This is a genomic window from Nocardioides ultimimeridianus, from assembly GCF_054777895.1.
Window position 1 is genome coordinate 19,814 of sequence record NZ_BAAHAB010000005.1, and the last position, 14,366, is coordinate 34,179.

The 14,366-nt window shown below is 71.0% G+C and carries 18 protein-coding genes and 1 riboswitch; of the genes, 2 read left to right on the top strand and 16 right to left on the bottom strand.

Going from position 1 to position 14,366, the window contains the following annotated elements; genetic code table 11:
• Positions 1–24: 24 nt before the first annotated feature.
• The 8 genes from ACYU8V_RS05280 to ACYU8V_RS05315 all read right to left on the bottom strand — a co-directional run bounded on the left by ACYU8V_RS05280 (position 25) and on the right by ACYU8V_RS05315 (position 6,106).
• Complete coding sequence (locus ACYU8V_RS05280; RefSeq protein WP_460845711.1) at positions 25–630, bottom strand: DinB family protein; 606 nt, start codon at positions 628–630, stop codon at positions 25–27.
• Positions 627–1,658 (bottom strand): sensor histidine kinase, encoded by a 1,032-nt coding sequence (locus ACYU8V_RS05285; protein WP_460845712.1) that lies wholly within the window; start codon positions 1,656–1,658, stop codon positions 627–629. The genes ACYU8V_RS05280 and ACYU8V_RS05285 overlap by 4 nt, the downstream gene beginning before the upstream one ends.
• Before the next feature lie 19 nt (positions 1,659–1,677).
• On the bottom strand, positions 1,678–3,147 hold the full coding sequence (locus ACYU8V_RS05290; protein ID WP_460845713.1) for an MFS transporter: 1,470 nt from the start codon (positions 3,145–3,147) through the stop codon (positions 1,678–1,680).
• 65 nt (positions 3,148–3,212) lie between these two features.
• On the bottom strand, positions 3,213–3,953 hold the full coding sequence (locus ACYU8V_RS05295; protein WP_460845715.1) for a TrmH family RNA methyltransferase: 741 nt from the start codon (positions 3,951–3,953) through the stop codon (positions 3,213–3,215).
• Between the two features lie 35 nt (positions 3,954–3,988).
• Positions 3,989–4,372, bottom strand: coding sequence for a 50S ribosomal protein L20 (rplT, locus tag ACYU8V_RS05300; RefSeq protein ID WP_460845716.1), 384 nt, complete (start codon positions 4,370–4,372; stop codon positions 3,989–3,991).
• A gap of 44 nt (positions 4,373–4,416) precedes the next feature.
• A complete protein-coding gene (rpmI, locus tag ACYU8V_RS05305) occupies positions 4,417–4,611 on the bottom strand; it encodes a 50S ribosomal protein L35 (protein ID WP_460845718.1) in 195 nt (64 codons plus the stop codon).
• Positions 4,612–4,633: 22 nt separating this feature from the next.
• Positions 4,634–5,338, bottom strand: coding sequence for a translation initiation factor IF-3 (infC, locus tag ACYU8V_RS05310; RefSeq protein WP_460845719.1), 705 nt, complete (start codon positions 5,336–5,338; stop codon positions 4,634–4,636).
• A gap of 213 nt (positions 5,339–5,551) precedes the next feature.
• Positions 5,552–6,106 carry an SseB family protein gene (locus ACYU8V_RS05315; RefSeq protein WP_460845721.1) on the bottom strand — a complete coding sequence of 185 codons (555 nt, stop codon included), beginning with the start codon at positions 6,104–6,106 and terminating at the stop codon, positions 5,552–5,554.
• Between the two features lie 22 nt (positions 6,107–6,128).
• On the opposite strand from ACYU8V_RS05315, the gene ACYU8V_RS05320 reads away from it, so the two are divergent.
• Positions 6,129–7,355 (top strand): amino acid deaminase/aldolase, encoded by a 1,227-nt coding sequence (locus tag ACYU8V_RS05320; protein WP_460845723.1) that lies wholly within the window; start codon positions 6,129–6,131, stop codon positions 7,353–7,355.
• On the top strand, positions 7,355–8,248 hold the full coding sequence (locus tag ACYU8V_RS05325) for an aldose 1-epimerase family protein (protein WP_460845724.1): 894 nt from the start codon (positions 7,355–7,357) through the stop codon (positions 8,246–8,248). The genes ACYU8V_RS05320 and ACYU8V_RS05325 overlap by 1 nt, the downstream gene beginning before the upstream one ends.
• Here the strand turns inward: ACYU8V_RS05325 and ACYU8V_RS05330 are convergent.
• The 8 genes from ACYU8V_RS05330 to rpe form a co-directional block, all read right to left on the bottom strand.
• Complete coding sequence (locus ACYU8V_RS05330; RefSeq protein WP_460845726.1) at positions 8,232–8,732, bottom strand: PH domain-containing protein; 501 nt, start codon at positions 8,730–8,732, stop codon at positions 8,232–8,234. The two genes, ACYU8V_RS05325 and ACYU8V_RS05330, sit on opposite strands and share 17 nt — an antisense overlap.
• Positions 8,716–9,558, bottom strand: a complete 843-nt coding sequence (gene hisG, locus ACYU8V_RS05335; protein ID WP_460845727.1) for an ATP phosphoribosyltransferase — start codon at positions 9,556–9,558, stop codon at positions 8,716–8,718. The genes ACYU8V_RS05330 and hisG overlap by 17 nt, the downstream gene beginning before the upstream one ends.
• A gap of 9 nt (positions 9,559–9,567) precedes the next feature.
• A complete protein-coding gene (locus tag ACYU8V_RS05340) occupies positions 9,568–9,831 on the bottom strand; it encodes a phosphoribosyl-ATP diphosphatase (RefSeq protein ID WP_460845730.1) in 264 nt (87 codons plus the stop codon).
• Between the two features lie 67 nt (positions 9,832–9,898).
• On the bottom strand, positions 9,899–10,378 hold the full coding sequence (ribH, locus tag ACYU8V_RS05345; RefSeq protein WP_460845731.1) for a 6,7-dimethyl-8-ribityllumazine synthase: 480 nt from the start codon (positions 10,376–10,378) through the stop codon (positions 9,899–9,901).
• 1 nt (position 10,379) lies between these two features.
• Positions 10,380–11,651, bottom strand: coding sequence for a bifunctional 3,4-dihydroxy-2-butanone-4-phosphate synthase/GTP cyclohydrolase II (locus ACYU8V_RS05350; protein ID WP_460845733.1), 1,272 nt, complete (start codon positions 11,649–11,651; stop codon positions 10,380–10,382).
• Positions 11,648–12,247 (bottom strand): riboflavin synthase, encoded by a 600-nt coding sequence (locus tag ACYU8V_RS05355; protein ID WP_460845735.1) that lies wholly within the window; start codon positions 12,245–12,247, stop codon positions 11,648–11,650. Before ACYU8V_RS05355 ends, ACYU8V_RS05350 begins: the two co-directional genes overlap by 4 nt.
• 2 nt (positions 12,248–12,249) lie before the next feature.
• Positions 12,250–13,293, bottom strand: coding sequence for a bifunctional diaminohydroxyphosphoribosylaminopyrimidine deaminase/5-amino-6-(5-phosphoribosylamino)uracil reductase RibD (ribD, locus tag ACYU8V_RS05360; RefSeq protein WP_460845998.1), 1,044 nt, complete (start codon positions 13,291–13,293; stop codon positions 12,250–12,252).
• 98 nt (positions 13,294–13,391) lie between these two features.
• Positions 13,392–13,521: riboswitch (FMN riboswitch) on the bottom strand.
• A 114-nt stretch (positions 13,522–13,635) separates the two neighbouring features.
• Positions 13,636–14,301 carry a ribulose-phosphate 3-epimerase gene (gene rpe, locus ACYU8V_RS05365; RefSeq protein WP_460845736.1) on the bottom strand — a complete coding sequence of 222 codons (666 nt, stop codon included), beginning with the start codon at positions 14,299–14,301 and terminating at the stop codon, positions 13,636–13,638.
• Between the last annotated feature and the right edge of the window lie 65 nt (positions 14,302–14,366).

Genomic DNA, 14,366 nt, shown 5'->3' on the forward strand with positions numbered 1-14,366 from the left:
GGGATACCGCGGGTGGACGCGGGCTCAGCCTGGGAAGCGCTCGGCGATCTCGCGCAGCCGGGAGACGTACGCCGCCCAGTCGACGCCGTCCGGCACGTTGTTGCCGTCCCCGTGCCAGCCGACCGCCCCGTCGAGCTGCTCGCGCAGGATGTCGGCATGGCCGGCATGCCGGTCGAGGTCGGCCAGGGTGTGCACCAGGATCCGGAACAGCGTCACGGGCTCACCGCCCCAGTGGGCCACCGATCCCGCGCCGTCGAGCGGGGTGGAGGCGATGGTCTCGTCGGCGAAGGCCCACACCCGTCGGTAGAAGGCCGCCAGCTCGGCGACCGGGACCTCCGCCGGCAGGACCCAGTCGGCCTGCGGGTCCTCGTCGTACCTCTCCTCGGCGATGCAGCACGGGTGCTCCGGCTCCGGCCACGGCCGGCCGAAGGTGGGGCCGAAGTAGACCAGCTCGACGTTGGCGCAGTGCAGGACGATCCCGGCCAGGCTGGTGCCGGTCGGTGTCCGGGGCATCCGGGCCTCCCGCTCCCCCAGCCCATCGAGCTTGGCCAGCAGCGAGTCCCGGCTGGCCTGCAGGCAGCGGCGCAGGATGGCCTTGTGATCCTGCTGGCTCCTCGGGTCCTCGGTCATGCGGTCGCCTCGCTCAACCGCCAGCGGACCGTGACGCGGTTGCCGCCACCGGGGGCGTCGTCGATGACGATCGTGCCGCCGTGCGCCTTCATCAGGGCATTGACGATGTAGAGGCCTAGGCCCGACCCGCCGCCGGTCCCGACGGTCCAGAACTTCGTGAACACGCGGTCGCGCTGCTCGGGCGGGATGCCCTCACCCTCGTCGGTCACGACGGCCTCGGCGTATCCCGGGTCGCCGGGGCTCGTCCGGATCCTGACGACGACCTGCCCCTCGCCGTGCCGGACGGCGTTCTCGACGAGGTTGGTCAGCACCTGCGTGACCTTGTCGGGATCGGCGTGGACCATCGGGCGCTCCTCGATCTCCAGGGAGATCGGACGCGTGGTGGAGACCACGATCGAGCGCACGACCCGCTCGGCCTTGAGCGCGAGGTCGGTCGACCGGAAATTGAGGTGCAGCCGTCCGGTGTCGATCCGCGCTACGTCGAGCAGCTCGGCGATCAGCCGCGCCAGGCGCTCCGCGTCGACGCTGACCGTGGTGAGCATCAGCTTCTTCTGGTCGTCGGTGAGCTTGTCCCAGCGGTTCAGCAGCGCATTGACGAAGCCGCGGACGCCCGACAGCGGCGAGCGCAGCTCGTGGGCGACCGTGGCCACCAGGTCGGACCGCTCCCGGTCGAGCCGCGCGCGTCCCCGGCCCGAGCGCAGGCTCACCGCGACCCGGTCGATGGGCCCCAGCCTGCCCAGCCGGGTGAGCCGCACGGTCACGAGGACCTCGGTGCCGTCGGGCAGCAGCCAGCTCTGCTCGCCGGCTCCGGTCCTGATCGCGAGGCCGAGGTAGGGGTCGGCCACGTCGATCCAGCGGGCCCCGGCGTGGTCGGTGAGGGCGAGGACGTCGCCGAGCTTCTCCCCCACCGCGTCGTCGGCCGCGACCCCGAGCATGCGGGCCGCGGACCGGTTGATCAGCACGACGACGCCGTCCGCGTCAGCGATGACGGCGCCGTCGGGCAGGAGATCGATCGAGGCGGCGGCCATGCGCCGAATCTAGCCTCCCTCAGGCCGGTTCGGGCTGCACTCCTCCTGGAACCTCGGCGACCTCGGCCAGCGGGTTGCGGGGCACAGCGACGACGTGCTCCATCAGGGCCAGCACCAGCACCCCGCCGATCGCGAGCGACACCGCGCCGATCCAGTAGGTGATCTGGGCACCGCCGGCGAGGTCACCGAGGACCCGGCCGTCCGGCAGGAACACCGGGTGGTGGGCGGCGTACTTGACCGCGATGCTGGCGAGGGTCGCCAGACCCAGCGCGCCACCGATCTGCTGGATGGCCTGCTGGATGCCGGAGGCGAGGGAGGAGTCCTCGCCGGTGACCTCGTGCAGCGAGGCGTTGCCGATCGCCGGGAAGCTCAGGCCGGAGCCGAATGCGAGCAGGACCATGCCCGGCAGGATGTCCGACCAGTAGCTGGTGCCGCCGCCGATCATCGAGGCCAGCCCCATGCCGACCGCGTCGAGCAGGAACCCGATGGCAAGGAGCCTCTTGACCCCCAGCTTCGGCATGAGCCCGGTGCCGATGCCGATGCCGGCACCGATGAAGATCCCGAACGGCAGGTAGGACAGGCCGCACTTGATCGAGCCCCAACCCAGGTTCTGCTGCTCGACCAGCGTCAGCAGGAAGAAGTAGGAGAAGAACGCCGAGGAGAAGAACAACGTGACGATATTGGTCACGACGCGGGTGCGGTTGCGGAAGAACGACAGCGGGATCAGCGGGTCGGACGAGCGGGCCTCGATGAGGACCATCAGCGCGACGAGCGCCACCCCGCCGATGATCGGCACCAGCACCCCTGCGGAGCCCCAGGAGTGGTCGGCGGCGTGGAGCAGTCCGTAGACCACGGCCAGCAGGCCCGCCGTGCCGGTGACCGCGCCGAGGACGTCGGGGCGGTGCGCCTGCGCTGCCTTGCTCTCCGAGACCAGGCGCGGCACCAGCACCAGGGCGGCGATGGCGACCGGCACGTTGATGAAGAAGATCCAGCGCCAGTCCACGTGGGTGATGAAGCCCGAGATGACGGTGCCGGAGGTGCCCCCCAGGCCGGCCAGCCCGCCGAAGATGCCGAGCGCCTTGATCCGCTCGGCGGGGTCGATGAACAGGACCGCGATGATGCCGAGCGAGGCCGGCGCGGCCATCGCCTCACCCATGCCCTGGACGAACCGGGACACATCCATCATCAGCCCGGTCTGCGCGAAGCCGCAGGTCGCCGACGCGATCCCGAAGAGGGCGACGCCGACGAGGAACACGGCTCGGCGGCCGGCGAGGTCCGCGAGCCGTCCGCCGAGGAGCAGCAGGCCGCCGGCCGCGAGGACATATGCCTCCACGACCCATGCCAGGCTCGCCTCGGACATCGACAGGTCGGTCTTGATGCTGGGCAGCGCGACGTTCACCACCGTGACGTCGAGGATCAGCATGAACTGGATCAGGCCCAGGACGCCGAGCGCCTTCCAACGGCGCGGATCACTCTGGATGTCGGTCATGGGATCAGCCAAGCACCGAGCACCGACATCGGCCTCCCCTTTGCGGAGAACTCGCGATTCGACGGTCAGGGACGCTGGGCGCGAGCCGAGGCGTACAGGCAGACCGCGGCCGCCGTGGAGAGGTTGAGCGACTCGGCCCGGCCGTAGATCGGGATGCTCACGACCCGGTCGGCGGCGGCGCGCAGGTCATCGGGAAGCCCCCACGCCTCGTTGCCGAACAGCCAGGCGGTCGGGCCGCTCAGGTCGGTGTCGAACAGGGACTCGCCGTCCATGTCGGCGGCCAGCACGGTGATCCCCGCGGCCCGCGCGGCACGGACCGCGGCGAGGGGGTCGCGCTCGAGGGCGAACGGGACGTGGAACAGGCTCCCGACGCTCGCCCGCACGGTCTTGGGGTTGTACGGGTCGACCGAGTCGCCTGCGAACACCACACCGCCGGCACCCGCCGCGTCGGCGCAGCGCAGGACCGTGCCGGCGTTGCCGGGGTCCCGGATGTCGGCACAGAGGGCGAGCAGCCGGTGGTCGCCGATGACGGTGTCGAGCGGCTCGTCGATGTGGCGTACGACGGCGACGAGGCCGGCGGGACTGACGCTGTCGGACAGCGAGGCGAGCGCGCGGTCCTCGACCAGCGTCACGTCGGCGGGGCCGAGCAGGTCGGCGTACTTCTCCGCGGCGGCGACGGTGGCGAACACCTCGACCACCCGGGAGGGGCGCTCCAGCGCGCCCTCGACGGCCTTCGGGCCGTCAGCGAGGAAGAGCCGCCGCTCGGATCGCTCCGAGCGGCGGCTCAGCTTCCTTGCGTCCTTCACACGGGCGTTGCCCGCGGAAAGAGGAGGAATCATGCTCAGGCGGAGGCCGGAGCGTTGACGTCCTCGGGCAGCGCGGCGCGCGCGGTCTCGACGAGCGCGTTGAACGCGGTCACGTCGTTGACGGCCAGGTCGGCCAGGATCTTGCGGTCGACCTCGACGCCCGCCAGGTTCAGGCCCTGGATGAAGCGGTTGTAGGTCATGCCCTGCGCACGCGCGGCGGCGTTGATGCGCTGGATCCACAGGCGACGGAAGTTGCCCTTGTTCTTCTTCCGGTCGTTGTAGCTGTAGACCAGCGAGTGGGTGACCTGCTCCTTGGCCTTGCGGTACAGCCGCGAGCGCTGGCCGCGGTAGCCGCTGGCGCGCTCGAGGGTGGTACGACGCTTCTTGGCGGCGTTTACTGCGCGCTTGACGCGTGCCATCTCTTACTCCTACTAGCTCGGGTGCTCGGGGTGAGTGCTCAGGCTCAGAGGCCGAGCATCTTCTTCGCGCGGGGGACGTCGTTCTTGGCGACCTCGACGTTGCCGGTGAAGCGACGGGTGACCTTGGAGGCCTTCTTCTCGAGGTTGTGGCGCTTGCCGGCCTTCTCCCGCAGGATCTTGCCGCTGCCGGTCACCTTGAAGCGCTTCTTCGCGCCCGAGTGGGTCTTGTTCTTCGGCATCTCGTTGCTCTCTCTATCTGCTCTACAGGTCGATGTCGGGGTCGAGGGCCTCGTTGGCGCGCTTGGCCTTCTTCGGCGCGCTCGCGGCGGCCGGACGGTCTGCGTGCTCGGCGGCGACCTCGGCGGCCTTCTCGGCAGCGGCCTCCTGCTTGGCGGCCTTCACCTCGGCCAGCGCGGTGGCCTTCTTCTTGTTCGGACCCAGGACCATGATCATGTTCCGGCCGTCCTGCTTCGGGGCGGACTCCACGAAGCCGAGCTCCGCGACGTCCTCGGCCAGCTTCTGCAGCAGCCGGAAGCCCAGCTCGGGCCGGTGCTGCTCGCGACCACGGAACATGATGGTGATCTTGACCTTGTCACCGGCGTTCAGGAACCGGACGACGTGGCCCTTCTTGGTCTCGTAGTCGTGCTGGTCGATCTTCGGACGAAGCTTCATCTCCTTGATGATCACGTTCGTCTGATTCCGACGCGCCTCACGGGCCTTCTGGGCGTTCTCGTACTTGAACTTCCCGTAGTCCATGAGCTTGCAGACGGGCGGCTTGCCCATCGGCGCGATCTCGACCAGGTCGAGATCGGCCTCCTGGGCCAGCTTGAGAGCCTGGTCGGTCGACACGATGCCGACGGTCTCGCCGTTGGGTCCCACGAGGCGGACCTCGGGAACCCGGATCCGCTCGTTGATACGCAGCTCGGTGCTGATGTGTCCTCCAAGTTCGTCTTGTCCGGAGGCCACCGCACGCTAAAACTGGAAGTGGCTCCCGCTTGATACAAGCGGAAGCCAGTCGACGACACCTGCTCCTCCGGCTCGCGCCGGCGCAGTGCCTGTGGACCGGACCCGACGACCCAACCTCGGTCGATGCGGGTGGGAGACGGTGTTGTTGCTTGGTCCCCGCTTGTGGATACGTCACTTCATTCGCATGGGGTGACGGATCGGTCAACGCCGATGCTACCGGAGTTGTTCCCGGTCGGCCGAATCGTCGGTGGGCTCCGCCACACCGAGCCAGCCCCAGGCGCCGTCCGGCAGCCGCACGGGCCGCCAACCCGCGGCGATCCGGTGCAGGTCGTCACCCTCGAGCGCGAGCTGGACCGGGCCGGCCACGTCGATGACCAGCGCTGCCGCGCCCTCCTGTACGGCGGTCGCGGCGGCCAGGTGCGCCGCCACGGGGACCGGCCGCGCGGCGGGGTCCCAGGCGGTCAGGCTGGCGGTGTCGGTGAAGGCGATCAGGGCCATCCGCCCGTCGGCACCGGTGAGCAGCACCGCGGCCATGTCGCTGGTCTTGTCGCGGGCGAGGCCGTCCTCGCCGACCTCCACCTCGCCGAGCACCGCGACCACCGGGACCAGCAGGCGGGCGTCGGCCAGCGCGGCGAGCACCTGCGGATAGCCGGCCGGGTCCTCGGCGTACGCACGGAGGGCGGCGGTGAGCGCCGGGTCGGCGGCGCCGGTGTCGTCGACGTACTCCGATCCCTGCAGCCTTCGCTGGTTCGGGTGCGCGTCACTCACGCGGTCATGGAACCATGACCACGTGCAGGCTGCTTCATCGGGCGACGGGCTCTCCCGCAACAGACTGGCCGACCGCCTCGGGTCCGCCGTGGCAGGTGTCGGCCCGTCCCCGACCCCGACGCTCGTGGTCGACCTCGACGCCTTCGACGCCAACGCCGACGACCTGACCCGCCGCGCCGGAGGTACGCCGATCCGGGTGGCCTCGAAGTCCCTGCGGGTGCCGGCACTGATCAGCCGCGCGCTGGCGCACCCGGGGTTCGCCGGCGTGCTCGGCTTCACCGTCGCCGAGGCGCTGTGGCTGGAGGAGCACGACATCAGCGACGACATCGTCGTCGCCTACCCGAGCGTCGACCGGGCGGCCATCGCCACGCTCGTCGCCTCGCCGCGGGCCGCCTCCCGGATCACCCTGATGGTCGACGACCCGGCCCACCTCGACGTGATCGACTCGGTTCGGCACTCCCACGCCGTGCCGGTGCGGGTCGCCATCGACGTCGACGCGGGCCTGCGGATGGCCGGGCAGCAGATCGGGCCGCGAAGGTCGCCGCTGTTCGACGCCTCCGCGGTGGTCTCGCTGGCGCGCACGATCGTGGACCGGCCGGGGTTCCGGCTGGTCGGGGTGATGACCTACGAGGGCCAGGTCGCCGGCGTACCGGACGACGTGCCGGGGCAGCGGGCGAAGTCCACCGTCGTGCGCCAGATCAAGCAGCGCTCGATCGCGCAGCTGGCCGAGCGTCGTGCGGCGATCGCGTTTGCGCTCGAGGAGCTCGTCGACCTGGAGTTCTGGAACGCGGGCGGCTCGGGCTCCTTGGAGTCGTCCGCGGCGGACCCCGAGGTCACCGAGGTGACCGCCGGCTCCGGCCTGCTCGTGCCCGGCCTGTTCGACCACTTCCGGGCCTTCACGCCCCGCCCGGCCGCCTTCTTCGGCCTTCCGGTCACGCGGATCCCGGGACCCGGTGTCGTCACCGTGCACGGCGGGGGGCTCATCGCGTCGGGGCCTGCGGGCGCGGACCGCTCGCCGCTCCCCTGGGCTCCCGCCGGCCTGAAGCTGACCGGGCTCGAGGGCGCCGGCGAGGTCCAGACGCCGCTGACCGGCAACGGCACCTCGCGGCTGCGGATCGGCGACCTGGTGTGGTTCCGGCACGCGAAGTCCGGCGAGCTGTTCGAGCACGGCAACCAGGTGCACCTGATCCGGGGCGACGAGGTCGTGGAGACGGTGCCGACGTACCGAGGGGAAGGGCTGGCGTTCTGATGCTGCCGCCGAGTGGGGACCAGTACCGGATCGAGTCCGACGGGTACGTCGCCGTGGTGACCCAGAGCGGTGGCGCCCTCCGCTCCCTGACGCACGACGGGCGCCCGCTGATCGACGGCTTCGACGAGTCCGCGATGGCCTCGGGCGGCCGCGGGCAGATCCTGATGCCGTGGCCGAACCGGCTCCGGGACGGCCGCTACACCTTCCAGGGCACCGAGCAGCAGCTCGCCCTCACCGAGCCCAAGCGGCACAACGCCTCGCACGGCCTGGTGCGGTGGGCGGCCTGGTCGCCGGTCTCCCAGGAGCCGCACCGGGTGACCCTGGGCTACCGGCTGCCCGCGCAGACCGGCTACCCGTGGACGCTCGACCTCACCCTCACCTACCGGGTCGGGCTCGACGGTCTCACCGTGACCCAGTCGGCGACCAACCGGAGCGGCGCGCCGGCGCCGTACGCCTCGGGTGCGCATCCCTACCTGCTCGCGGGCGAGGGCCCGTGCGACGACTGGACGCTCCAACTGCCCGCCGCGACCCGCCTCCTCGTCGACGACGAGCGGCTGCTGCCGACCGGGCGCACCGACGTCAGCGGGACCGAGTTCGACTTCCGGACCGCGCGGCCCCTCGGTCGCACCGTGCTCAACGACGCCTTCACCGACCTCGACGACGACGCTCGGGTCCGCCTCACCGACGGTGATCGGGGCGTCGAGCTGCGCGTGGACGAGCACCACCGCTGGCTGCAGGTCTACACGGCCGACGACACCGCGACCCCGCGGGTCAGCGTGGCGGTGGAGCCGATGACCGCTCCCCCGGACGCCTTCAACTCCGGCGACGACCTCGTCGTGCTCGAGCCCGAGCAGACCTTCGCCGCCACCTGGGGCATCAGAGCCCTGGGGTAGCCGCCCGCTGCGCGAGGTAGGTCTTCAACTCCCGTACGCCGTAGCGCGCCCTCGCGCCGTCGGACTGGTGGATGCCCATCGCCGAGCAGGTCGTGCCGTCGGAGAGGTCCAGGGTCGGCCACGGCGCGCCCCGAGGCATCCGAATCGCGACGACCTGGGCCCACTCGAAGCGGCGGGTCCGGAAGCCGTTGACGACGACGAGGCCCTCCTCGGTCGCCGTGATCCGGGACCGGGCCAGCGCGTAGAGCAACGCGTCGCCGACGAACACGAAGCCGAGGACGGTGGCCCGCTCCAGCGGGGAGATCGCGTCCTTGGTCTGCTGCGGGAACGTGAACCACATGAACAGGAAGATGCCGAGCAGCACCACCCCGAAGGCGTACGCCGCGTAGCGCGGGCCGATCGGCCGCCACGTGCGCGGCAGCGGCGGCATCGCGGCGAGGCGGCGACCGCCCGTGCCGCCGCCTCCGTCAGAGTCGGCAGGCATGCAGATCGGTCGTGATGATGCCGCGTGCGCCCACGGTGTACAGGTCGTCCATCACCCGCTGGGCCCTGTCGCGCTCGACCATGGAGCGCACCGCGACCCAGCCCTCGCGATGCAACGGGCTGACCGTGGGGCTCTCGATGCCCGGGGTCAGAGCGACGGCCTGCTCGACGTTCGCGGCCGGGATGTCGTAGTCCATCATCACGTAGGCGCGGGCGACGAGCACGCCCTCCAGCCGCCGCACGAACACCTCGAGTCCCTCCGGCGCGGCGTCGGGACGGGTGATCATCACGGCCTCGGACTCGAGGATCGCGTCACCGAAGATCTCCAGGCCCGCGTTGCGCAGGCTGGTGCCCGTCTCGACGACGTCGGCGATCGCGTCGGCCACACCGAGCTTGATGCTGCTCTCCACCGCGCCGTCGAGGCGTACGACGGTCGCCTCGATGCCCTTCTCGGCCAGGTAGCGGGTCAGCATGCCGTCGTACGACGTCGCGATCCGCTTGCCCGCGAGGTCGGCCTCGCTGGAGCAGGTGCCCGGCACCGCGGCGAAGCGGAACTTCGAGCGCCCGAAGCCCAGCTGCATCGCCTCGTCGGCCTTGGCGCCGGAGTCGAGCAGCAGGTCGCGGCCGGTGATGCCGACGTCGAGGGTGCCCTCGCCGACGTACACGGCGATGTCCTTGGGACGCAGGTAGAAGAACTCGACGCCGTTCTCCGGGTCGAGCTTGGTGAGCTGCTTGGACTCGCTGCGCTGGGCGTAGCCCGCCTCGCGCAGGATGGTGGACGCGGCCTCGGAGAGCGCGCCCTTGTTGGGTACGGCGACCTTCAACATGGTGATGTCCTAGAGGTGGGTGTAGACGTCCTCGAGCGAGAGTCCGCTCGCGATCATGAGGACCTGGGCGTGGTAGAGCAGCTGGCTGATCTCCAGCGCCGTCGCGTCCTTGCCCTCGTGCTCGGCGGCCATCCACGACTCGGCGGCTTCCTCGATCAGCTTCTTGCCGATCGCATGGACGCCGGCCTCGAGCTGCTTGACGGTGCCGGAGCCCTCCGGCCGCGTGCGTGCCTTCTCGCTCAGCTCAGCGAACAGCTCGTCGAACGTCTTCACGGGTGACAAGACTAGGGCTCGGTGGCCCCCGCCGGGCATTCGGGCCACCCGCGCGACCGCTCGGGACTCAGCCGTGGCGGCGCAGCTTGCGCAGGGTGTACGCCGTCTGGAGGGCGGCGGAGGTGGCCTCGTAGCCCTTGTCCTCCTTGGACCCCTCGAGACCGGCGCGGTCCAGCGCCTGCTGCTCGTCGTCGCAGGTGAGCACCCCGAAGCCGACCGGCGTCTGGGCGTCGATCGAGACCCGGGTCAGGCCGTCGGTGGCCGCGTTGCAGACGTAGTCGAAGTGCGGCGTGCCGCCCCGGATGACCACGCCGAGCGCGATGACGGCGTCGTACGACGCAGCGAGGGCCGCCGCGGCGACGGGCAGCTCGAACGTGCCGGGGACCCGGACAACGACCGGAGCCTCGATCTTGAAGTCGGCGAGCGCGCGCTGGGCGCCGGCGAGTAGGCCGTCCATGACCTGGGTGTGCCAGCTGGCCGCGATGACCGCGACCCGCAGGTCGTGGCAGTCGATCGGCTCGAGGTCGGGGGCGCCGTGTCCGGCCATGTCAGTTGACTCCTTCGTCCTGGTGGTCGACGGCCAGATCGGGCAACTGGTGGCCCATCCGGTCGCGCTTGGTGAGCAGATAGGCGAGGTTGTGGTCGTTCGGGTGCGGGGTCAGCGGGACCCGCTCGGCGACCTTGATGCCGTAGTCCTCGAGGTTCTCGACCTTGTCGGGGTTGTTGGTGAGCAGCCGGACCTCGCCGATGCCGAGGTCGCGCAGGATCTGCGTCGCCGCGCCGTAGTGCCGCGCGTCGGCGGGCAGGCCCAGGTCGAGGTTGGCGTCCACGGTGTCGCGGCCGCCGTCCTGGAGCTGGTAGGCCTGCAGCTTGGCGACCAGGCCGATCCCCCGGCCCTCGTGGCCGCGCAGGTAGACCACGACGCCGCGGCCCTCGGCGACGATGCGGTCCATCGCCTCGTCCAACTGCGGGCCGCAGTCGCAGCGCTGCGAGCCGAACACGTCGCCGGTGAGGCACTCGGAGTGGACCCGGGTCAGGACGGGCGTGCCGTCGGAGAGGCTCGCCGGATCGCCGTACACCAGGGCGACGTGCTCGCTGCCGTCGACGGTGATGGTGTAGCCGAAGGCGGTGAAGTCGCCGTGCGTGGTGGGCAGCCGGGTCTCGGCGTTGCGCACCACGTGGACCTCGGTACGCCTCCGGAAGCGGACCAGGTCCTCGATGGAGATCATCGCGAGGTCGTGCTCGTCGGCGAACGCGCGCAGCTCGGTGGCGCGCTTCATGGTGCCGTCCTCGTTGACCACCTCCACCAGCACACCGGCCGGCGTGAGCCCCGCGAGGCGGGCCAGGTCGACGGCGGCCTCGGTGTGGCCGCGGCGTACCAGCACGCCTCCCTCGCGGTAGCGCAACGGGAAGACGTGCCCGGGCCGGGTGAGCTCCCACGGCTCGGTGGCGCTGTCGGCGAGGACCCGGGCGGTGTGCGCGCGGTCCTTGGCCGAGATGCCGGTCGAGACGCCGTCGCGGGCGTCGACCGAGATCGTGTACGCCGTGCGGTAGGCGTCCTTGTTGTGCGGGGTCATCAGCGGGATCTCGAGCCGGTCGAGCATGTCGCCGGGCATGGGCACGCAGATGACGCCGCTGGAGTGGCGGATGGTGAACGCCATCAGCTCCGGCGTCGCCTTGGACGCGGCGAAGATGATGTCGCCCTCGTTCTCACGGCCCTCGTCGTCCACGACGATCACCGCCCGGCCGTCGCGGATGTCGGCGATGGCGCGCTCGACGCTGTCGAGGCGTACGCCGCCGTGCTGGGTGCTGTGGCTCATCGGTTCGCTCCTGACTGCAGCAACTTCTCAACGTGCTTGGCAAGGATGTCGGCCTCGAGGTTCACCCGGTCGCCGACCTGGCGGAAGCCGAGGGTCGTGCGGGCGAGGGTCTCGGGGATCAGGCTGATGGTGAAGCTGGCGTCGCCCGCCGCGACGACGGTGAGGCTGATGCCGTCGACGGTGATCGAACCCTTGTCCACCAGGTAGCGGGCCAGGTGCTCGGGGAGGCTGACCTCGACGACCTCCCAGTGCTCGCTGGGGGTGCGCGCGAGGATCTCGCCGACGCCGTCGACGTGCCCCTGGACGATGTGGCCGCCGAGCCGCGTCTGCGGGGTGACCGCGCGCTCGAGGTTGACCCGGTCGCCGGGCTGCACGCCGCGCAGCGAGGTCTTGTCGAGCGTCTCCTGCATGACGTCGGCGGTCCACGTCGTGTCGTCGCGCTCGGCGACGGTCAGGCAGCAGCCGTTGACGGCGATCGAGTCGCCGAGGCCCGCGTCGGCGAGCACGGTGGTGGCGCCGATGGTGAGCCGGATCGCGTCGCCCTGGTCCTCCAGGGCCACGACGGTGCCGAGCTCCTCGACGATGCCGGTGAACATCTCTACTTCTCCTCGTTGTTCGCGGTGGTGCGGGGGCGCAGCGTGAGCCGCAGGTTGATCAGCTCGTCGTCAGGGTCGTCGGACTCGGGCATCAGGACCAGGGAATCGACCAGGTCGAACCGAAGGGCCCGGTCGATGCTGCGGATGCCGAGCCGGCCCACGGCCGACTTCCCACTGCCGAGCAGGGTCGGTGCGAGGTAGCTGACGACCTCGTCGACCAGGCCGGCCTTGAGGAAGACCGCGGCCAGCTTGGGACCGCCCTCGAACAGGACGTGCTGGCGGCCGTGGTCGGCGTACAGGGTGCGGAGGGCCTCGAGCGGGTCGTGGGTGCACAGCTGGACCGTTTCGGCGGCGTCGTCGAATACCCGGCGGCTCGGCGGGAGGTCGCGGTTGCCCATCACCGCGCGCAGCGGCTGGGTGGGCAGCAGGTCGCCGGCCGCGTCCCGGACGGTCAGGTGCGGGTCGTCCACCTCGACGGTGTTCGAGCCGACCAGCATCGTGTCGCACAGGGCGCGCAACAGGTGCGAGTCGCGCCGCGCCGCGGCGCTGCTGACCCAGCGGCTGCTGCCGTCGGTGGCGGCGCTGCGGCCGTCCAGGGTCGTGGCGAACTTCCAGGTGACGAACGGCCGGCCGTTCTCGTGGGCGAAGGTCCAGGTCGGGTTGAGGGCGCGGGCGTCCTCGGCGAGCAGGCCCGCATCGGTCTCGATCCCGGCGGCGTCCAAGGTCTCGAGGCCACCGCCCGCGATCGGGTTCGGGTCGCGCTGGGCGACCACCACCCGGCGTACTCCGGCTTCGATGAGGGCCTGGGCGCAGGGGCCGGTGCGGCCGGTGTGGTTGCACGGCTCCAGCGTCACCACCGCGGTGGCGCCACGGGCCCGGTCCCCGGCGGCGCTCAGCGCCTCGACCTCGGCGTGCGGCGTACCGGCCCCGTGGTGGAACCCCTCGGCGATCACGGTCCCGTCCGGCGCGAGCAGGACGCAGCCGACGCGCGGGTTCGGGTGCAGGGGTACGCCGGGGGCGGCCGCGATCGCGAGCGCACGCCGCATGGCGTCGTACTCGTCGGCGAAGGCCACTGCTGCTCCTCACGGATCCGTGTCGCGGACTCCGGGGCAGGTGTGGCGCGACGGCATTCGACCGTCGACGCCTGCGTGCGCTTCCCATCCGGACTTTGACCGTCGGTCCAGGATTTCCACCTGGTCAACCGATCACTGGCTGTGATCGGGTCGCGGACTGTAACCGCCGGCTCGGAGTTTCACCGACCCCAGAGCACGCGAGCTCTTGTGGGGTCCATGGTGGCACATCCGTGGCGGGAACCGGTGGGTGAGTCCGGTCACGCGGTGCGTGACCGGCTGGATCCTCCGTCACCAGGTGACTGCAGATCCACCGGATCAGTGGGCGCAGGCGCTCTCCGCCGCGCCGCGCAGCGCCTGGACCATCGCGTCCGGGTCGTCGGCCGAGTAGACGGCGGAGCCGGCGACGAAGGTGTCCGCCCCCGCCTCGGCGCACCGCTCGATCGTCTCCAGGCTCACTCCGCCGTCGACCTGCAGCCAGGTCTCGATGCCGTGGTTGTCCAGCATGGCTCGCGCCCGGCGGATCTTGGGCAGGCACAGGTCGAGGAACCGCTGACCGCCGAAGCCCGGCTCCACGGTCATGATGAGCAGCATGTCCAGCTCGGACAGCAGGTCCTCGTAGGGCTCGATCGGGGTCGCCGGCTTGAGGGCCATGCTCGCCCGGCCGCCGGCCTTGCGGATCTCGCGGGCGAGGCGGACCGGCGCCTTGGCGGCCTCGACGTGGAAGGTGACGCTCGAGCAGCCCGCCTCGACGTACGTCACGGCGTTGCGGTCGGGGTCCTCGATCATCAGGTGGGCGTCCAGCGGCGTGTCGGTGCTGCGGGCGAGCGCCTCGACCATGGTCGGCCCGAACGTCAGGTTCGGGACGAAGTGGTTGTCCATGACGTCGACGTGGATCCAGTCGGCGCTGGGGATCCGTGCGACCTCCGCCCCGAGGTTCGCGAAGTCGGCGTTGAGGATCGACGGCGTGATCTGGATGCCCACGGTGGGTCACTCTAGTCAGGCCGAACGGACCCTCCGATCGGCCCCGGTCGCGCCGATCCTCCTGG